Source organism: Providencia sp. wls1916 (genome assembly GCF_009706585.1).
GTDB classification, from domain to species: domain Bacteria; phylum Pseudomonadota; class Gammaproteobacteria; order Enterobacterales; family Enterobacteriaceae; genus Providencia; species Providencia lanzhouensis.
Genome location: NZ_WLUL01000004.1, coordinates 75,134 through 94,987, shown reverse-complemented (window position 1 = coordinate 94,987; position 19,854 = coordinate 75,134). Strand labels below are relative to the sequence as shown.

Annotated in this window: 15 protein-coding genes; 14 read left to right on the top strand and 1 reads right to left on the bottom strand. The window is 43.1% G+C overall.

The window, feature by feature from the left end; translation table 11 throughout:
• Positions 1 to 54 precede the first annotated feature (54 nt).
• The 10 genes from aroA to kdsB all read left to right on the top strand — a co-directional run bounded on the left by aroA (position 55) and on the right by kdsB (position 11,499).
• Positions 55 to 1,332, top strand: a complete 1,278-nt coding sequence (gene aroA / locus GKR61_RS01880; RefSeq protein ID WP_154639500.1) for a 3-phosphoshikimate 1-carboxyvinyltransferase — start codon at positions 55 to 57, stop codon at positions 1,330 to 1,332.
• 190 nt (positions 1,333 to 1,522) lie between these two features.
• The gene (cmk, locus tag GKR61_RS01875; protein WP_036951769.1) at positions 1,523 to 2,206 is read left to right on the top strand and encodes a (d)CMP kinase; all 684 of its coding nucleotides are present in this window, start codon (positions 1,523 to 1,525) and stop codon (positions 2,204 to 2,206) included.
• Positions 2,207 to 2,379: 173 nt separating this feature from the next.
• Positions 2,380 to 4,053 (top strand): 30S ribosomal protein S1, encoded by a 1,674-nt coding sequence (gene rpsA, locus GKR61_RS01870; protein WP_006662163.1) that lies wholly within the window; start codon positions 2,380 to 2,382, stop codon positions 4,051 to 4,053.
• Between the two features lie 54 nt (positions 4,054 to 4,107).
• Positions 4,108 to 4,395, top strand: a complete 288-nt coding sequence (gene ihfB, locus GKR61_RS01865; RefSeq protein ID WP_006657810.1) for an integration host factor subunit beta — start codon at positions 4,108 to 4,110, stop codon at positions 4,393 to 4,395.
• A 295-nt stretch (positions 4,396 to 4,690) separates the two neighbouring features.
• Positions 4,691 to 7,003 (top strand): DNA internalization-related competence protein ComEC/Rec2, encoded by a 2,313-nt coding sequence (locus GKR61_RS01860; RefSeq protein WP_154639499.1) that lies wholly within the window; start codon positions 4,691 to 4,693, stop codon positions 7,001 to 7,003.
• A gap of 35 nt (positions 7,004 to 7,038) precedes the next feature.
• On the top strand, positions 7,039 to 8,787 hold the full coding sequence (msbA, locus tag GKR61_RS01855) for a lipid A ABC transporter ATP-binding protein/permease MsbA (RefSeq protein WP_036951762.1): 1,749 nt from the start codon (positions 7,039 to 7,041) through the stop codon (positions 8,785 to 8,787).
• Positions 8,780 to 9,754, top strand: a complete 975-nt coding sequence (lpxK, locus tag GKR61_RS01850; protein WP_154600326.1) for a tetraacyldisaccharide 4'-kinase — start codon at positions 8,780 to 8,782, stop codon at positions 9,752 to 9,754. The genes msbA and lpxK overlap by 8 nt, the downstream gene beginning before the upstream one ends.
• A gap of 456 nt (positions 9,755 to 10,210) precedes the next feature.
• The gene (locus GKR61_RS01845; RefSeq protein WP_036951758.1) at positions 10,211 to 10,426 is read left to right on the top strand and encodes a cold-shock protein; all 216 of its coding nucleotides are present in this window, start codon (positions 10,211 to 10,213) and stop codon (positions 10,424 to 10,426) included.
• A gap of 142 nt (positions 10,427 to 10,568) precedes the next feature.
• The gene (locus GKR61_RS01840; RefSeq protein ID WP_036951756.1) at positions 10,569 to 10,748 is read left to right on the top strand and encodes a Trm112 family protein; all 180 of its coding nucleotides are present in this window, start codon (positions 10,569 to 10,571) and stop codon (positions 10,746 to 10,748) included.
• Positions 10,749 to 10,752: 4 nt separating this feature from the next.
• Positions 10,753 to 11,499, top strand: coding sequence for a 3-deoxy-manno-octulosonate cytidylyltransferase (gene kdsB, locus GKR61_RS01835; RefSeq protein WP_036951753.1), 747 nt, complete (start codon positions 10,753 to 10,755; stop codon positions 11,497 to 11,499).
• A gap of 62 nt (positions 11,500 to 11,561) precedes the next feature.
• Here kdsB and elyC read toward each other — a convergent pair whose 3' ends face one another.
• On the bottom strand, positions 11,562 to 12,368 hold the full coding sequence (elyC, locus tag GKR61_RS01830; protein ID WP_036951750.1) for an envelope biogenesis factor ElyC: 807 nt from the start codon (positions 12,366 to 12,368) through the stop codon (positions 11,562 to 11,564).
• Positions 12,369 to 12,551: 183 nt separating this feature from the next.
• Here elyC and cmoM point away from each other — a divergent pair, with 183 nt between their 5' ends.
• The 4 genes from cmoM to mukB are packed head-to-tail and all read left to right on the top strand — an operon-like array spanning position 12,552 to position 19,807.
• Complete coding sequence (cmoM, locus tag GKR61_RS01825; RefSeq protein ID WP_108478905.1) at positions 12,552 to 13,340, top strand: tRNA uridine 5-oxyacetic acid(34) methyltransferase CmoM; 789 nt, start codon at positions 12,552 to 12,554, stop codon at positions 13,338 to 13,340.
• The gene (gene mukF, locus GKR61_RS01820; RefSeq protein WP_036951744.1) at positions 13,337 to 14,662 is read left to right on the top strand and encodes a chromosome partition protein MukF; all 1,326 of its coding nucleotides are present in this window, start codon (positions 13,337 to 13,339) and stop codon (positions 14,660 to 14,662) included. Before cmoM ends, mukF begins: the two co-directional genes overlap by 4 nt.
• Positions 14,643 to 15,371 carry a chromosome partition protein MukE gene (gene mukE, locus GKR61_RS01815; RefSeq protein ID WP_036951742.1) on the top strand — a complete coding sequence of 243 codons (729 nt, stop codon included), beginning with the start codon at positions 14,643 to 14,645 and terminating at the stop codon, positions 15,369 to 15,371. The genes mukF and mukE overlap by 20 nt, the downstream gene beginning before the upstream one ends.
• Entirely contained in the window at positions 15,368 to 19,807 is a 4,440-nt protein-coding gene (mukB, locus tag GKR61_RS01810) for a chromosome partition protein MukB (RefSeq protein WP_154639498.1), read from the top strand. The genes mukE and mukB overlap by 4 nt, the downstream gene beginning before the upstream one ends.
• The last annotated feature ends 47 nt before the right edge of the window (positions 19,808 to 19,854 follow it).

Genomic DNA, 19,854 nt, shown 5'->3' with positions numbered 1-19,854 from the left:
TTAATTTAAATAACGATAAAAAAGTAGCAAATCACATCGGAGAAATCACTTTTCATGCAATCCCTGACATTACAACCAATTTCTTCAATTAATGGCACCATTAATCTGCCGGGGTCAAAAAGTGTCTCCAACCGCGCACTTCTATTAGCCGCCATGGCAAAAGGCACCACGGTACTGACTAACTTATTAGACAGTGATGATATTCGCCATATGCTGAATGCATTAAGCCTACTAGGTGTTAAATATCAATTATCTGAAGATAAAACTCGTTGCCAAGTTGAAGGGATAAATGGCTGTTTATCTCATCAAGGTGAGCTTGAGATCTTTTTAGGTAATGCGGGCACCGCGATGCGTCCATTAACAGCAGCACTGTCATTATGCGCAAATAATATTGTGCTGACAGGCGAGCCTAGAATGAAAGAGCGCCCAATCGGTCACTTAGTTGATGCCTTAAGAGAAGGCGGTGCTGATATTGATTATCTTGAACAAGAAAATTACCCTCCGATGCGCTTAAACGGCGGCTTTATCGGTGGGAATATTTCCGTAGATGGCTCAGTTTCTAGCCAATTTTTAACCGCATTACTAATGGCAGCGCCTTTAGCTTCTCAGGGCACGGTAATTACTATTGCGGGTGATTTGGTTTCCAAGCCGTATATCGACATTACGCTGGCATTAATGAAAACCTTTGGTGTGGATGTTGAAAATCATCAATACCAAAAATTTGTGATTAAAGGTCAGCAGCAGTATGTATCCCCGGGTGAGTACCTTGTCGAGGGGGATGCGTCTTCCGCTTCCTATTTCCTAGCCGCAGCAGCGATTAAAGGCGGCGTAGTCCGAGTCACTGGGATCGGCCGTAATAGCTTACAGGGTGATACTAAGTTCGCTAACGTTTTGGAAAAAATGGGCGCAATTATCCGCTGGGGGGATGATTACGTTGAATGTGAGCGTGGCACTCTGAACGGCATTGATATGGATATGAACGCTATTCCAGATGCAGCGATGACTATCGGAACGGTCGCTCTATTTGCAAAGGGCGAGACAGTTATTCGTAATATTTATAACTGGCGAGTAAAAGAAACAGATCGCTTATATGCAATGGCGACCGAACTGCGTAAAGTGGGCGCGGAAGTAGAAGAAGGGCATGATTTTATCCGTGTCGTACCACCAGCCCAGATAAAACACGCTGAAATCGAAACCTATAATGACCATCGTATTGCAATGTGCTTTTCATTGGTAGCGCTTTCCGATACCCCTGTGACGATTCTAGATCCGGGTTGTACAGCAAAAACTTTCCCTGATTATTTCCAGCAACTCGCACGATTAAGTCACTAACTGAATTGGATTGGTTGATTAACATCAATGTGTTATCAACCAATTTTTTCCTTTCATTTTCCTTACCTTCATCTATTTTTATTTGTAACAAACTCACCTGCGTATTTCACAATATCGATGAGTAGGTATAATACTCCCACAGATTTTAATTGCGGGTAGCTGAAGCTATTTGCAGGAAAGGAGATTTTTTATGGTGGCTATCGCCCCTGTAATCACCGTTGATGGACCAAGCGGAGCGGGTAAAGGTACTCTTTGCCAAGCATTAGCAAATGAATTTGGATGGCAATTATTAGACTCTGGTGCGATTTACCGCGTATTAGCGTTAGCGGCTCTGCATCACCACGTCGATATTCAATCTGAAGATGCTTTAGTGCCTTTAGCTGCAAATTTAGATGTGCGTTTTGTACCTGAAGAAAATCGTTTAAAAGTTATTCTCGAAGGTGAAGATGTGTCTAATGAAATTAGGCAAGAAACCGTCGGGAACACCGCATCTCAAACAGCCACGTTCCCACGTGTGCGAGAAGCACTGTTAAGACGCCAACGAGCATTTAGAATGATGCCCGGTTTAATCGCTGATGGTCGTGATATGGGTACGGTGGTTTTTCCTGATGCGCCAGTGAAAATTTTTCTGGATGCCTCCGCCGAGGAGCGAGCTCATCGCCGGATGAAGCAGTTGCAGGAGAAAGGGTTTGATGTTAACTTTGAGCGACTTTTGACCGAAATTCAAGAGCGCGATTATCGGGATCGTAACCGTCCGGTTGCTCCTCTTATTGCCGCTAAAGATGCGTTAGTGCTGGATTCCACAAGTATGTCTATTGAGGAAGTTATTGAAAAAGCACGCACCTACGCGAAAAAAATTCTACAATTATCGTGATAATAGGCTTTATTTTAGCTTATAATTAGATAATATACGCAATTACCTCCATGCTGGTTATTTTCTAGCATGGTTAAAACCTTGCGACAAGGAATGTTGTGGGGTATGTGAAACAACCCCATTTGGCGGGATGCTAGATGGACGTTAATATAAGACACTTGAAGATCATTAATATGACTGAATCTTTTGCTCAACTCTTTGAAGAATCCCTGCAGAATATTGAAACTCGTCCTGGTTCTATTGTACGCGGTACAGTAGTTGCTATCGATAAAGACGTAGTCCTGGTAGACGCAGGTCTTAAATCAGAATCTGCTATCCCAGTAGAACAGTTCAAAAATGCTCAGGGTGAGCTGGAAATCCAAGTTGGCGACGAAATCGATGTAGCTCTGGATGCAGTAGAAGATGGTTTCGGTGAAACTATTCTGTCTCGTGAGAAAGCTAAACGTCATGAAGCATGGCTGATGCTGGAAAAAGCTTACGAAGAAGCTGAAACTGTAACTGGTGTTATCAACGGTAAAGTTAAAGGTGGTTTCACTGTAGAACTGAACGGCATTCGTGCTTTCTTACCAGGTTCACTGGTAGATGTACGCCCAGTTCGTGATACTACGCACTTGGAAGGCAAAGAGCTTGAGTTCAAAGTAATCAAGCTGGATCAGAAACGCAACAACGTTGTTGTTTCTCGTCGTGCTGTAATTGAATCTGAAAGCAGCGCTGAGCGCGATCAACTGCTGGAAAACCTGCAAGAAGGCATGGAAGTTAAAGGTATCGTTAAGAACCTTACTGACTACGGTGCATTCGTTGATCTGGGCGGTGTTGACGGCCTGCTGCACATCACTGACATGGCTTGGAAACGTGTTAAGCACCCAAGCGAAATCGTCAACGTTGGTGATGAAATCAATGTTAAAGTTCTGAAATTCGACCGTGAGCGCACTCGTGTTTCTCTGGGTCTGAAACAACTGGGCGAAGATCCTTGGGTCGCAATCGCTAAACGTTACCCAGAAGGTACTAAACTGACTGGTCGCGTTACTAACTTGACTGACTACGGTTGCTTCGTAGAAATCGAAGAAGGCGTTGAAGGTCTGGTTCACGTTTCAGAAATGGATTGGACTAACAAAAACATCCACCCATCTAAAGTTGTTAACGTTGGTGATGTTGTTGAAGTTATGGTTCTGGATATCGATGAAGAACGTCGTCGTATCTCCTTAGGCCTGAAACAATGCAAATCTAACCCATGGCAGCAATTCGCTGAGACTCACAACAAAGGCGACCGTGTTGAAGGTAAGATCAAGTCAATCACTGACTTTGGTATCTTCATTGGTCTGGACGGCGGCATCGATGGCCTGGTTCACCTGTCTGACATCTCCTGGAACGTTGCAGGCGAAGAAGCAGTTCGTGACTACAAAAAAGGCGACGAAATCGCAGCTGTTGTTCTGCAAGTCGACGCAGAGCGTGAGCGTATCTCTCTGGGCGTTAAACAGTTAGCTGAAGATCCATTCAACAACTACCTGGCAGCAACCAAGAAAGGCGCAATCGTTACTGGTAAAGTAATCGCAGTTGATGCTAAAGGTGCAACTGTAGAGCTGACTCTGGGCGTTGAAGGTTACCTGCGTGCATCAGAAGCTTCACGTGACCGTGTTGAAGATGCAACTCTGGTTCTGAACGTTGGTGATGATGTTGAAGCTAAATACACTGGTGTTGACCGTAAAAACCGTGTAATCAACCTGTCTGTTCGCGCTAAAGACGAAGCTGATGAGAAAGACGCTGTCGCAGCTGTGAACAAGCAAGAAGATACTGCATTTGGCAACAATGCAATGGCTGAAGCTTTCAAAGCAGCTAAAGGCGAATAATTAAGTGGGGGTAACTTCGGTTACCCCTTTGTATCGGTAGTTTAGGGAGGTACTATGACCAAGTCTGAATTAATTGAAAGACTGGCTAGCCAGCAGTCTCATCTTTCAGCGAAAACCGTTGAGGAAGCTGTAAAGGAAATACTTGAGCATATGGCTGATACGTTAGCTGAAGGCGAGCGTATTGAAGTCCGTGGATTCGGCAGTTTTTCTCTTCACTACCGTGCTCCACGTGTTGGCCGTAACCCAAAAACAGGTGATAAAGTGGAACTGGAAGGTAAATATGTTCCCCACTTTAAACCAGGTAAAGAGTTACGCGACCGTGTAAATATTTACGGCCAATAATCGACTGTAAATCTTAATTATTACTATAAAACAGCGCCTATATTGATATAGCGCTGTTTTTTTTTATTTCTACAATCTACCCTTTCAATTTTCCCTATATTTTTCTCGAATACCTTAATTAATCCATCATTTGTGGCTATTTTTGCGAAGCGCTTCGCAGCTCAATTTTTTAATTCTTTTGCATTACACATCATTTTGGAATCACGCTTTAAATTTTTACTTACAGGGTTATTGAATCCCTGAGGATGCCTTTAACTTATCTGCACAGGAATAATCGTAGGTAGGTTTAAGGTCAATGGGAAACTATAGCCAGTATTACCAAAATACGCTCTCTTATACAGAAGCCTCTATTGCACTGATTATCGGTACGTTACCGCTACTTTTCTTGCAAAATATTCCTAGTTCTAGTCACTATTTAGTGGTCGGCATTATTCTGCTAGTCACTTTGGTTATTATTTGGCGCAATAAGCGCATTCGATTTTTGGCATTAATGGGCGCGGGGTTCCTTTGGGCTTGCTGGCATGGTGTTGAAGTGCGAAAGAAAATCGACTTTCTAAGTAGTGCTCATCGGCAATGGGATATTACGATTGTTAGCATCCCACTCAATCAGGATGATGCTAAAAAGAGAGCGAGAATAGACAGAGTCGATGGAATACGAATTTTTCCTCCGCTCTATGCTTCATTGAATTTAAAACAAAATAATCATGAAAAAGTATGTGCAGGGCAGCAATGGAGGGTTGTTGGCAAGCTAAATCCAGTTCATGCTTCTCTGAATGAGGGCGGATTTGATCTGCAAAGGCATTTCATTGCTCAACGAGTCATCGGTACACTAAAAGTCAAACAAGCTGTACAAGTTGGTCAGCAATGTTCTCTACGGCAAAAAATTATTGACCAGTTCCGTGAAATACTTTCGACACGACAAAATCATGGAATTATTTATGCGTTAATGTTTGGGGAAAGAGGACGGCTTTCTGTCGAACATATACAATTATTGCAATCAACAGGATTGACACACTTGATCGCAATCTCTGGATTGCATATTGGAATCGCCTATTTAATTGGTTACTTATGCGCTCGCTTATTGCAATTTTTTCTACCCGTTAAATGGATAGGTGAGAATTTACCATTATTTTCAGGCGTTATATTTGCCTTACTCTATGCTTGGTTGTCGAATTTTGCGATTCCAGCAACTCGCGCTGTATTTGCATTGTTACTTTGGATTTATGTTCGTAAGCAGCCATTTTTCTGTTTTCCGTGGCAATGGGCGTTATGGAGTATTGCTGGGATTTTATTGTTTGATCCGCTTGCCATCCTTTCCGATAGCTTTTGGTTATCAAGCTTTGCTGTATTAGCTATTCTGTATTGGTTTCGTGTTTTTCCCATTTCGTCTACGTTGAGTTGTCATCCAATCATGGGAAAAATAGTGCCACTAATTCATCTGCAAATTGGTTTATTGATTTTACTAATACCTATTCAAGTATTGCTGTTTAACGGCATTAATGTCATGAGCTTATTTGCAAACTTATGGTTTGTTCCTCTTATTACTTGGGGAGTAGTACCCGTTATTTTTAGCACGCTATTGTTGCCTCTTAGCGCTTGGCATAATGTTGCTTTCGGATTAATAGATAATATCCTTGAGTTTGGGCTAAGGCCGCTGACATATTTAAGCGGGTTTTGGATTGAAATTAACACAATGTCTATTTACACCGTGTTTTTTTGTTGGGTATTTGCTTTTATTATATTATTTGGTTGGTATAAAAATTACCTTGGTTTATTAAGTTGCATTGGTTTTTTATTATTTTTCACTAAGAGCCAAAGCCAGCACGAAGAGCATGACTGGTGCTTAACCATGTTGGATATTGGGCATGGGCTTGCTGTGGTTATGGTGCAAAATCAACAAGGGGTTTTATATGATACGGGAAACCGCTGGCGTGATGGAAGCAACGCTAAACGGCAAATTATCCCTTTCTTAAAGCATCATCAAATCACGCCTATTAACGTAATCTTAAGTCATAATCACCTTGATCATACTGGTGGTATCTCCGATTTAATTGAAGCATATCCATGGTTAAATCTACGTAGCAGTTTTGGTCAGCTCAATCATCTTCCTTGTTATCAAGGACAACGTTGGCAATGGGGAATGTTAAGGTTCGAAGTATTGTGGCCCGAGAAATTAGCTGAGATATCACACAATAATGACTCTTGTGTCATTCAGGTTAGTGATGGGCATCGGCGACTATTGCTTACGGGTGATTTGGAAAAACAAGGTGAAAAAAAGTTAGTATTACAAAATGATGGGCAGCTCAAAGCGGATATTTTATTTGTTCCTCATCATGGGAGTAATACATCTTCTACACCGTTATTTATACGAAAAGTACAGCCAACGTTGGCATTAGTTTCCTCTGCGAGATATAGCCCATGGAAAATTCCATCAGATAAAGTCTATTTGCGCTATGCTAAAAAGAATATTCAGTGGCTAAATACGGCGGAGGAGGGGCAGGTAACAATATGTTTTAAAAAAGAAAAAATGGAAATTTTGCGTTACAGAAAAGAAATTAATCCACGTTGGTATCATCTGTGGTTTGGTGATCGCCAATTTCCCTTGTAGAATAGTGCGCTTACATTAAGTCTGGTAATAAAAGCATGAATGATCAAGACCTATCGACAAAGCAAACATTTAAGCGCCTATGGCCAACCATTGCGCCTTTTAAAATTGGATTAGTTGTTGCAGCAATTGCTCTTATCATCAACGCCGCAGGTGATGCGTTTATGATTTCTTTATTGAAACCATTATTAGATGACGGTTTTGGTAAAGCGGATAACAACACATTGAAGTGGTTACCGTTGGCAATTTTGGGCTTGATGATCGTGCGTGGATCTTCAAGTTTCGTCTCTACATACTGCGTTTCTTGGGTGTCAGGAAAAGTAGTGATGAGTATGCGCCGCAAATTATTTGGTCATATGATGGGAATGCCGGTGAGCTATTTTGACCAGCAATCCACAGGGACTTTATTATCGCGTATTACCTATGATTCAGAGCAGGTTGCATCTTCGGCTTCCGGTGCCCTCATTACCATTATTCGCGAAGGAACTTATATCATCGCGTTATTTGGTATTATGTTTTATAACAGCTGGCAATTGTCGTTGATTTTGATTGCTATTGCCCCTGTCGTCTCTATCACCATCCGAGTAGTTTCTAAGCGTTTTCGTAAAATTAGCAAAAACATGCAAACGGGTATGGGACATGTGACGACTAGCGCTGAGCAGATGCTTAAAGGGCATAAAGAAGTCCTCATTTTTGGTGGGCAGAAAGTCGAAACTGAACGTTTTGATAAAGTCAGCAATAATATGCGCCGTCAAAATATGAAGATGGTTAGCGCCTCAGCTATTTCTGACCCTATTGTTCAGATGATTGCCTCTTTTGCATTAGCGTTTGTTTTGTACGCAGCAAGCTTCCCTGAAATTAAAGAGCAATTATCACCAGGTACGATAGGTGTTGTTTTCTCGTCCATGTTTGCGTTAATGCGCCCACTTAAGTCTCTAACTAACGTTAATGCGCAATTCCAGCGTGGAATGGCAGCTTGCCAAACGTTATTTGCGATTTTAGATACTGAAAAAGAAAAAGATGAAGGAACGAAAGTTCTGACTCAAGTGAAAGGTGATATTGAGTTCGACTCAGTCACGTTTACTTATCAAACCAAAGAGCACCCTGCACTAGAGGATGTTTCTTTTACGCTACCTGCAGGCAAATCCGTTGCTTTAGTGGGACGCTCGGGTTCAGGTAAATCGACCATCGCTAACTTAATTACTCGCTTCTATGATATCGATAAGGGCAGTATCCGTATTGATGGGCATGATATTCGTGATTACACCTTAGAGTCATTGCGTAGCCAAGTGGCTCTGGTTTCCCAGCATGTATATTTATTCAACGATACTGTTGCGAATAATATTGCCTATGCGACAGATGGGCGATATAGCCGAGCAGAAATTGAAAAAGCCGCTGAAATGGCTTATGCCATGGACTTTATCCAAAAGCTGGATAATGGCTTAGATACGATGATTGGTGAAAATGGTGTGATGCTTTCCGGTGGTCAACGCCAGCGTATTGCAATTGCTCGTGCATTATTACGTGATGCACCAATTTTGATTCTAGATGAAGCAACATCCGCTCTGGATACTGAATCAGAGCGTGCAATTCAAGCTGCATTAGATGAATTACAGAAGAATAGAACTTCATTAGTCATTGCTCACCGTTTATCCACTATTGAAAATGCGGATCAAATCTTGGTTGTACAAGATGGTCATATCATTGAACGTGGTGACCACTCAACGCTATTAGCGAAAAATGGGGCATACGCGCAATTACATAGGATCCAATTTAAGAATGATTGAGCGAATTTGGTCCGGTAAATCATGGCTTTATATTTTGTTGCTTCCATTATCATTTCTGTATGGAGTGATAACGTTAGTACGTCATATTGGCTATAAAACCGGATTATTTCGCTCATGGAAAGCCCCTGTACCTGTTGTGGTCGTGGGAAATTTAACGGCAGGGGGAAATGGAAAAACCCCTGTGGTTATTTGGCTAGTTGAATCGCTCATGAAACAAGATGTTCGTGTTGGGGTTGTTTCTCGTGGATATGGAGGTCAATCTGACCATTATCCACTAGTGTTAGACCAAACGACAACGACGGCAGCCGCAGGTGATGAGCCAGTTTTGATTTATCATCGTACTCATGCGCCTGTTGCGGTGGCTCCAAAACGTAGTGATGCCATTAAAGCATTACTCGATAATTTTCAATTAGATATTATTGTTACAGACGACGGTTTACAGCATTATGCATTGCAACGTGACTATGAAATCGTTGTCATTGATGGGCAGCGTCGTTTTGGTAATGGCTGGTGGTTACCCGCGGGACCAATGCGTGAACGTGCAGGGCGATTAAAGACAGTGAACGCCATGATTGTAAATGGCGGTGTTCCTAACTCGAATGAAACACTGATGTCCCTAGAAGGGGATATGGCAGTGAACCTCGTTACAGGCGAAAAAATCTCGATCACTGAGCTTAACAATGTGGTTGCGATGGCTGGAATAGGTCATCCACCTCGTTTTTTCTCTTCTTTAGAAAGCAAGGGATTAACACTCATTAATACTCATGCGTTTTCTGATCATCAAGCTTATAGCCAGCAGCAACTTGCTCCTTTAGCTGAAACAAATCAAAATTTACTGATGACTGAAAAGGATGCTGTTAAATGCCATTCCTTCGCACAGACCAATTGGTGGTATCTTCCTGTGAAAGCGCATTTTGATGAAATAGGCGAAAAACGAATCTTAAGTGAAATAAAATCACTTATCTGAAATAAAACAGCTTGCTTTTAGGATTAATTTCAGATAATAATACCTGCAATGTGATGCAGATCTACTTATTATGTACCAAGTTGCAATACATTAATAAGTGGATTATTTGCTAGCTTTAATTTTACGACCCGTTCTTGAGTTAGTCACTTATCCTCGCAAGACACTACTTACTCTACTATTTCGTGTTGTCATCATAATGTCAAAATAGACTGTTAAGTTCACGGTAAATGTGTGGTGCCTGAAACCTACACTTGGGTCGTTATAAGATATGCATAAACATTTGATGCATAAATTGGTTAAGTTAATTACTCTTAATTATTGTTAATAGATTGAATTGAATAGATAGGTCAGAATGAACTGATCGAAATAAATAGTTCAGCAAAATAAATGGAATAACGTGTAGAGAGTAATGATACAAATATAAAAATTGTTCTCGGAACAAGAAGGAGTTTTAATATGAATTTTCAATTACATATGGGCCAAGTTAAATGGTTTGACGCAAAAGAAGGTTACGGCTTTATTTCACCTCGTAATGGTGGCGATGATATTTTCGTAACAACCAAGTCAATTGCGAATAAAAAAATAAAATCTTTATCTGAAGGTCAAAACGTCGAGTTCTCTGTTACTCGTAATTCAGATGGCATAACGGCAAGAGACGTTATCGCTTACTAATTGAATTCTTAACAGAAATATTTCTCCTGCACTATCCTCTCACTCTTAGCAGGAGATCTTAATAAGCAAGAATAGAGTTAACGGTGATACCTGCATGTGATATCCTGACGCCAAGTGAGTTTAAATCCATTTGGGAGAAAACATGGATCACCGTTTACTTGAAATTGTTGCTTGCCCATCCTGTCACGGCAAACTAAGTTACAACAAAGAAAACCTCGAATTAATCTGCAAATTTGATCATCTCGCTTTTCCTGTTCGTGATGGTATCCCCGTTTTACTTGAGAACGAAGCGCGTAAAGTTGCTTTAGACGAAGGACTGTAATCCTATGTTTACCGTCATTATTCCTGCGCGTTACGCTTCAACACGATTACCGGGTAAGCCTTTAGCAGATATTCACGGTAAACCGATGGTTGTTCGTGTCATGGAGCAAGCGATTAAATCAGGCGCCAGTCGAGTCATTATTGCAACTGACCACCCCGATGTCGCTGCAGCGGTCATCGCAGCTGGTGGGGAAGCTTGTATGACCAATCCCGATCATCAATCTGGCACGGAACGTTTGGCTGAAGTGATTGACACTTACGGCTTTTCCGATGACGAAATTATTGTCAATGTGCAGGGTGATGAACCGCTGATCCCACCAGAAATTATTCGCCAAGTCGCTCATAATTTGCAAGGTAGTCAGGCAAATATGGGAACACTCGCTGTCCCTATTCATTGTGCGCAAGAAGCCTTTAATCCGAATGCGGTGAAGGTTGTGATGGATAAAGACGGTTACGCGCTTTATTTTTCTCGAGCGACAATTCCGTGGGATAGAGACCAATTTGCAAAGAGTAAAGAGACCATCGGTGATACTTTCTTGCGCCACATTGGTATCTACGCTTATCGCGCTGGCTTTATTCGTCGTTATATCGCGTGGGATGCTAGCCCATTAGAGAAAATCGAGATGCTAGAGCAGCTTCGCGTGCTTTGGTATGGTGAGAAAATTCATGTGGCGGTTGCTGAAAAGGCACCGGGCGCAGGGGTGGATACACCAGAAGATCTCGAATTGGTAAGACAAGAATTTCAGCCATAATTTCTAGTGTGAATAATGGTCTGATAAAACAAGGGGAAACTGAATAAGTTTCCCCTTTGTATTTACTCCGCCTGATTATCTTCGAGTGGCTGGGTATTATCGGGTTTTAAGTGCCACCAAATTGAACCAATGAGCTCATACCATGCTCGTTCACTGTGGCTAAAATAAAATGCGGAAGGAATGTAGCGCTCCCAAGGATTCAAATCGCTGGTGATCACCAATTGATTGGCTGGGGCTGGATAAGGCTGCATTCCACGACTCGTAAACATCTTCAACGCACGGGGTAAATGGTTCGCTGAAGTCACTAACAAGAACGGCTGCTTACCAATAATTTTTTCCACTTCATAGGCTTCTTCTTGCGTATCTTTCGGTTCGGTTAGCGGGATTGTATCTGTCGCTGGAACTCCTAAAGATTGAGCAACCATGGATGCGACTTCGGCGCTACTGATTGGGCTACTGGCTTTACCGCCAGTAAAAATCAATTTGCTGCCGGGATGCTGCAGATAAAGACGTACCCCTTCAGTGACTCGAGGCAAGCTGTTACTGAGCAAATTCGAGCTAGGACTCCAGTCTGGGTTATAGGTAAACCCGCCGCCCAAAACCACAATATATTTTATCTCTTTAGGTGGATTCGTGGTGATAAGCTCATAACGTTTATCATAAGGGCCTTCAACGGGCGCCAGTAGCCGATCAGAAATGGGTTGTAGCCCTAATAGCGAGATGATAACAAGGCTTAATGTCACCAAGGATTTTCCACTTTTTTGCCAGCGGGTAAACCATAATAAAATCAGTCCAATTCCCCCAATAATCAATAATAAGGGCAGAGGCATTAATAGTGAACCAAGGTATTTTTTAAGCAGAAATAACATAGAAAGCCTGTTATGAAGATAATGTAAGCGAATAGGGTCAAATGTAGCTGCATCAGCAATAAAATGCCATGTAAAATAAATCGGATACAAAATAAAGTACTATGCAAAAACAGCTAGATTATCTGTTATAATTCTTGGTTTTGATATGCTGTAAATAACTCATGATAGGTAATTGGAACGCAGATGGCAGACCGCAACTTTGATGATATTGTCGATAAATTTGCAAAAAATATTTATGGAACGACAAAAGGAAAAATTCGCGAAGCGGTAGTTTGGCAAGATCTGACCCAGTTACTGGAAACGCATTTTCAAGGTCAAACATTACGTATATTAGATGCGGGCGGCGGAGAAGGTCATTTTTCTCGTCAATTAGCTGCAATGGGTCATCAGGTTATTCTTTGCGATTTATCCGAAGAAATGTTAGAACGGGCATCGGTGCTTGCTGATGAACAAGGAATTAGCGAGAATATCAGCTTTGTTCACTGCGCTGTTCAAGATATTGCTCAACACCTTGATGAACCAGTTGATTTTGTCTTGTTTCATGCGGTACTTGAATGGATTAGCGACCAGAAATATGCATTAGAGCAACTGGCAGAGATTATCAGGCCGGAAGGTATATTTTCTGTCATGTTCTATAATGCAAATGGCTTGGTGATGCGTAATGCAATTTTAGGTAATTTTCATCTCGCAACTCCTCATATCCAGCGTCGTCGCAAACGTTCATTATCGCCACAGAACCCGCTTTTTCCTCAACAGGTTGATGAGTGGCTTATTGGTTGTGGTATGGATATTTTAGGCAAAAGTGGCGTCAGAGTGTTCCATGATTATTTGCAAAGTAGACAATTACAACAAAAAGACTTTCCAGCGTTATTGGCGCTTGAGCAACAATATTGTCGTGAAGAACCCTATATTAGCATGGGGCGATATATTCATGTCATGGCACGCAAACAAACCCAAAAGGACGATTTATGAGTGATTTTTCCCAGACCGTCCCTGAACTCGTGTCTTGGGCACGAAAAAATGATTTTGCGATTTCCCTACCCGCAGAGCGCCTAGCATTTTTGCTGGCCGTCGCAGTACTTAACAGTGAGCGGGTGAACGGTGAAATGAGTGAAGGGGAGCTGGTGGATGCGTTTCGAGAAGTGTGCAAAGGCTTCGAACAAACCACCGAATCACTGGCTGTCAGAGCGAACAACGCCATCAACGACATGGTTCGCCAAAAAATATTTAACCGCTTTGCCAGCGACATTGTCGAAGGAAATGCGATTTATCGCCTAACGCCACTCGGCATTGGCATTAGTGATTACTATATTCGTCAACGCGAATTTTCGACATTAAGATTGTCGATGCAGTTATCGATTGTCGCGGGAGAGCTACAACGTGCAGCGGAATCAGCCGAAGAAGGTGGTGATGAATTTTATTGGCACCGCCATGTTTTTGCGCCATTAAAATATTCAGTCGCTGAAATTTTTGACAGTATTGACCTGTCACAGCGAATTATGGACGAGCAACAAAACAGCGTTAAAGATGATATTGCTGCACTTTTAAACCAAGACTGGCAGGCAGCGATTGCCAACTGTGAACAGCTACTTTCTGAAACGTCCGGTACATTAAGAGAATTGCAAGACACGTTAGAAGCAGCTGGCGATAAGCTACAGGCAAACTTACTGCGTATTCAAGAAGCGAATATGAATGCGCCGCAGTTCTCGGAAATGGTCGACCGACTAATCTTTGATTTGCAAAACAAGCTAGACCGTATTGTGAGCTGGGGGCAGCAATCCATTGATTTATGGATTGGTTACGACCGACATGTTCACAAATTTATCCGTACAGCGATTGATATGGATAAAAACCGTATATTTTCTCAACGTTTACGTCAATCTGTACAGCAGTACCTCGATAGCCCTTGGGCACTCACCTATGCCAATGCGGATAGGCTTTTTGATATGCGTGATGAGGAGCTGGCACTTCATGATCAAGAAGTGATGGGGGAACTCCCACCTGATCTGGAATTTGAAGAGTTCAGTGAACTTAATGACCAATTAGCGGCGTTAATCGAAGCGCAACTTGCGTTCTATAAAACGGATAACAAACCGCTGGATGTCAGTCACGTATTACAGAGTTATCTGACGCAATACCCGCAGAAACGCCATTTTGATGTTGCGCGTATTATTATCGATCAGGCTGTAAAACTAGGTATCGCAGAGGCTGATCTGGCGGGATTACCGGCAGAATGGCGCGCTATTAATGATCACGGAGCCAAGGTACAGGCACATGTCATCGACAAATATTGAACAATTTATGCCAGTTAAACTGGCTCAAGCACTAGCTAACCCTATTTTTCCTGAGCTGGACAGCCAACTGCGTGCTGGTCGCCATATTAGTATTGATGATCTTGATAATCATGCATTTTTAATGGATTTTCAGGAATCGTTAGAGCAATTTTATGCTCGTTATAATGTTGAACTGATCCGGGCGCCAGAAGGCTTTTTCTATTTGCGTCCTCGCTCAAGCACTTTAATTCCCCGTTCTGTTTTGTCTGAACTGGACATGATGGTGGGTAAAATTCTGTGCTACCTCTATTTGAGTCCTGAGCGTCTAACCAACCAAGGGGTCTTTACCTCTCAAGAGCTGTTTGAAGAATTATTGTCGCTGGCCGACGAAAGCAAATTACTGAAATTTGTTAACCAACGCTCCACAGGTTCAGACCTTGATAAACAAAAATTACAGGAAAAACTGAGAACCTCCTTAAACCGTTTACGCCGTTTAGGTATGGTCTATTTCCTGCAAAATGACTCCAGCAAATTTATTATTAATGAGTCTGTATTCCGCTTTGGAGCGGATGTACGTAGTGGCGATAATCCTCAAGAAGCACAATTACGCATGATCCGTGATGGTGAAGCGGTCTCTCTTGAAGGGGAATTGTCGCTAAGAGACAGTGATGAAGACGAAACGGATGAGAGTCAAGATCTGGCTGACAGTGAAGAGGATGAACAAGAATGATTGAACGCGGAAAATTTCGCTCACTGACGCTGGTGAACTGGAACGGCTTTTTTGCTCGTACTTTTGACCTTGATGAATTAGTTACCACCCTGTCTGGGGGAAATGGTGCGGGTAAATCCACCACCATGGCGGCCTTTATTACCGCCATGATCCCTGACTTAACATTACTGCATTTCCGTAATACCACAGAAGCAGGAGCCACCTCGGGTTCCCGTGATAAAGGTCTACACGGAAAGCTGCGTCCTGGTGTCTGTTATGCCGTACTGGATGTGTTAAACTCTAAACATCAACGAGTTATGGTCGGTGTTCGCTTACAGCAAGTAGCAGGACGCGATAAAAAAGTCGATATCAAACCGTTTATGATCCAAGGCGTGCCATTAGCCACTGTGCCAACGGAAGTATTAACGGAAGTGTTTGAAGGGCGCCAAGCTAAGGTTATTCCGTTGAATGACCTGAAAGAGCGCGTAGAAAAACAAGAAGGCATCCAATTTAAGCAATTTAATTCGATCACGGACTACCACTCAGTATTATTTGAATTGGGTGTACTGCCAAAACGCCTGCGTTCAGCGGGCGATCGTAGTAAATATTACCGTTTGATTGAAGCTTCCTTATATGGCGGGATTTCCAGTGCAATCACTCGTTCATTACGTGATTATTTATTACCGGAAAACAGCGGTGTACGTAAAGCATTCCAAGATATGGAAGCGGCATTACGTGAAAACCGTTTAACACTGGAAGCCATCCGCGTAACACAATCTGACCGTGATTTATTCAAACATTTGATCAGCGAAGCCACAGACTATGTATCTGCGGACTATATGCGCCACTCAAATGAGCGTCGAATTCACCTAGATGCTGCTTTAGCTGCCCGAAACGAACTGTATAGCAACCGTAAACAACTACGCGTTGAGCAAGTTCGTAGTGTGGAAATGGCGCGTGAATTAAATGAACAAAACGAAGCATCAACGGAAATCGAAGCGGACTACCAAGCGGCAAGTGACCACTTAAATCTGGTGCAAGCGGCGTTACGTCATCAAGAAAAAATTGACCGCTACCAAGCTGATATTGAAGAGCTCACTTATCGTCTTGAAGAACAGGGCGAAGTCGTCGCAGAAGCCACAGAGAAACACGAAGAACTTGATGCCCGTGCTCAAGCGGCTGAAATTGAAGTGGATGAGCTGAAAAACCAGCTGGCAGATTACCAGCAAGCGCTTGATGTACAGCAAACTCGTGCGATTCAATATCAACAAGCACTTCATGCCTTAAACCGTGCTCGCGAACTCTGCCAGCTACCTGATCTTACCATTGAAAACATCGATGAATGGCTGGAAACCTTTGAAGCCAAAGAGCAGCAAGCCACAGAAGCCTTACTCGCATTAGAACAAAAAATGAGCGTTGCGGATGCGGCGCATAGCCAGTTTGAGCAAGCGTATCAACTGGTGAAAACCATGTTAGGTGATGTGAGCCGTGGGGATGCATACACGCAAGCGCGTTCATTACTGCGCGACTGGTCATCGCAACAACATTTAGCAGAGCGTGTTCAGCCGCTGCGTATGCAATTATCTGAACTGCAACAGCGTTTAGACAGCCAGCGTAATGCAGAAAAATTACTGAGCGAATTCTGTAAACGTTATGGCCAAAGTGTTGAGCCGGATGAGCTTGATACCTTGATGGCAGAGTTAGAAATTCTGCAAGAAGAGTTAAGTACTGGTGTTAATGAGAGCGGCGAAAAACGCATGCAAATGCGCCAAGAGTTGGAGCAAATTCGCCAGCGTATCAGCCAGCTTTCCGCTAAAGCGCCTGCGTGGATTATGGCGCAAGAAGCACTGACTCAACTCAATGAACAATCGGGTGAAACTTTCGAAAATAGCACTGAAGTGACTGAATTTATGCAGCAACTTCTTGAGCAAGAAAGGGAAATTACGGTTGAACGTGATGAAGTTGCAGCGCAGCGCCGTGACCTTGATAAGCAAATCGAACGTTTAAGCCAGCCAAGTGGTGCCGAAGATGGTCGCATGCTGGCACTGGCAGAGCGCTTTAATGGCGTACTGTTATCTGAAATCTACGATGATATTACCATTGAAGATGCGGCGTATTTCTCTGCATTGTACGGCCCAGCGCGTCACGGTATTGTGGTACAAGATTTGGCTGTGGTTCGCGAGCAGCTAGAAAATTTACAAGATTGCCCTGATGATGTGTACTTTATCGAAGGGGATCCATCTTCATTTGATGACAGCGTTTTTGATGCCCAAGAGTTTGAAAATGCTGTATTAGTCCGTTCATCGGAGCGTCAATGGCGCTATTCTCGCTACCCAGAGTTACCGCTATTTGGTCGTGCTGCCCGTGAAAGTCATTTAGAGTCACTGAGTGCTGAGCGTGATGAATTGGCTGAGCGTTATGCGACCTTGTCGTTTGACGTGCAAAAAATTCAGCGTGCTCACCAAGCATTTAGCCGTTTTATCGGTCAGCATATTTCAGTGGCGTTTGAAGCGGATCCTGAAGCTGAAATTCGTACATTAAATCAAAAACGTACTGAATTAGAGCGTGGACTGAACCAATTTGAAGAACAGACCCAGCAACAACGCCAACAGTTCGCTCAAGGCAAAGAAAACCTACTGGCATTAAACCGTTTATTGCCGCAAGTGAATTTGTTGATGGATGAAACGCTGGTGGATCGTGTTGAAGAGATCCGAGAGGAGCTTTCAGAAGCTGAAGACGCGGCACATTTCATCAATAAGCACGGTAACAATCTGGCGAAGTTAGAGCCGATTGTGACGGTATTACTCAGTGATCCTGAGCAACATGATCAACTGCGTAAAGATTATGAATTGGCGAAACATACCCAGCAAAATGCGAAGCAACAAGCCTTTGCCTTGGTGGAAGTGGCACAGCGTCGCGCGCACTTTAGCTACAGTGATTCGACGGGGATGGTCAACGAAAATGCGGACTTGAATGAAAAATTGCGCCAGCGTTTAGAGCATGCGGAAGCCGATAGAACTCGTGCCCGTGAGCTATTACGCCAGCAACAAGCACAAAGCACGCAATATCATCAAGTTTTGGCATCGCTACGCAGTTCATTCGACACCAAGCAAGAAATGTTGAAAGAACTTGAAGCAGAAATGCAAGAAATGGGCGTGAAAGCGGACCCAGATGCACAAGAGCGTGCCAGCATTCGCCGTGATGAATTACATCAATCTGTTATGGCAAACCGTAGCCGCATCAACCAGTTAGAAAAACAACTGACGTTATGTGAAGCGGAAATGGATAACCTGCAAAAACGTCTGCGTAAGCTGGAAAAAGATTATTACCAAATCCGTGAGCAAGTCGTGATGGCGAAAGCGGGCTGGTGTGCGGTGATGCGCTTGGTGAAAGATAATGGCGTTGAGCGTCGTCTGCATCGTCGCGAATTGGCTTATACCGATGGTGATAGTTTACGTTCGATGTCGGATAAAGCGTTAGGAGCGCTGCGTTTAGCGGTGGCGGATAACGAACATCTGCGTGATGTGTTGCGCATGTCTGAAGATCCTAAACATCCTGAGCGTAAAATTCAGTTCTTTATCGCAGTGTACCAACATCTGCGTGAGCGCATTCGCCAAGATATTATTCGTACTGATGACCCAATCGATGCGATTGAACAGATGGAAATTGAGTTAGCGCGTCTGACCGAAGAGTTAACTGCCCGTGAGCAAAAACTGGCAATTAGCTCGAAGAGTGTGGCGAATATCATTCGTAAAACTATCCAGCGTGAGCAAAACCGTATTCGTATGCTGAACCAAGGCCTACAAGCGGTGGCATTTGGTCAGGTTAAAGGGGTTAGATTGAATGTGAATATTCGTGAAAGCCATGCCTTATTGTTGAGCGTGCTATCCGAAGAGAGCGAATTGCACCAAGACCTGTTTACTAGCCAACGTTTAACCTTCTCTGAAGCGATGGCGAAACTGTATCAACGCCTGAACCCACAGATGGATATGGGGCAACGCCTGCCGCAAACCATTGGTGAAGAGCTGTTAGATTACCGTAACTACTTAGAGTTAGAAGTTGAAGTTAACCGCGGCTCTGATGGTTGGTTAAAAGCAGAAAGTGGGGCGTTATCAACGGGTGAAGCGATCGGTACGGGGATGTCTATCTTAGTAATGGTCGTCCAGAGCTGGGAAGAAGAAGCCCGCCGACTGCGTGCGAAAGATATCATTCCATGTCGCTTACTGTTCTTGGATGAAGCGGCGCGTTTGGATGCGAAGTCTATCGCCACGTTATTTGAGTTATGTGACAGACTGGAAATGCAGCTTATTATCGCTGCGCCGGAAAACATTAGCCCAGAGAAAGGAACCACCTATAAACTGGTGCGTAAAGTGACTGGTAATACGGAACACGTTCACGTTGTTGGGTTAAAAGGTTTTGGTCAGGATAATCCGGCTCCACAAGCATTACCTCAATAATTGATTTTTTGTAGATAATAAAACCGACATAGGAAACTGTGTCGGTT

Coding starts and splice junctions, on each gene's coding strand:
- cmoM (WP_108478905.1), top strand. CDS start 12,552: ATGGCAGACCGCAACTTTGATGATATTGTCGATAAATTTGCAAAAAAT.
- kdsB (WP_036951753.1), top strand. CDS start 10,753: ATGTTTACCGTCATTATTCCTGCGCGTTACGCTTCAACACGATTACCG.
- GKR61_RS01860 (WP_154639499.1), top strand. CDS start 4,691: ATGGGAAACTATAGCCAGTATTACCAAAATACGCTCTCTTATACAGAA.
- mukF (WP_036951744.1), top strand. CDS start 13,337: ATGAGTGATTTTTCCCAGACCGTCCCTGAACTCGTGTCTTGGGCACGA.
- GKR61_RS01845 (WP_036951758.1), top strand. CDS start 10,211: ATGAATTTTCAATTACATATGGGCCAAGTTAAATGGTTTGACGCAAAA.
- elyC (WP_036951750.1), bottom strand. CDS start 12,368: ATGTTATTTCTGCTTAAAAAATACCTTGGTTCACTATTAATGCCTCTG.
- mukB (WP_154639498.1), top strand. CDS start 15,368: ATGATTGAACGCGGAAAATTTCGCTCACTGACGCTGGTGAACTGGAAC.
- GKR61_RS01840 (WP_036951756.1), top strand. CDS start 10,569: ATGGATCACCGTTTACTTGAAATTGTTGCTTGCCCATCCTGTCACGGC.
- cmk (WP_036951769.1), top strand. CDS start 1,523: ATGGTGGCTATCGCCCCTGTAATCACCGTTGATGGACCAAGCGGAGCG.
- aroA (WP_154639500.1), top strand. CDS start 55: ATGCAATCCCTGACATTACAACCAATTTCTTCAATTAATGGCACCATT.
- lpxK (WP_154600326.1), top strand. CDS start 8,780: ATGATTGAGCGAATTTGGTCCGGTAAATCATGGCTTTATATTTTGTTG.
- ihfB (WP_006657810.1), top strand. CDS start 4,108: ATGACCAAGTCTGAATTAATTGAAAGACTGGCTAGCCAGCAGTCTCAT.
- mukE (WP_036951742.1), top strand. CDS start 14,643: ATGTCATCGACAAATATTGAACAATTTATGCCAGTTAAACTGGCTCAA.
- rpsA (WP_006662163.1), top strand. CDS start 2,380: ATGACTGAATCTTTTGCTCAACTCTTTGAAGAATCCCTGCAGAATATT.
- msbA (WP_036951762.1), top strand. CDS start 7,039: ATGAATGATCAAGACCTATCGACAAAGCAAACATTTAAGCGCCTATGG.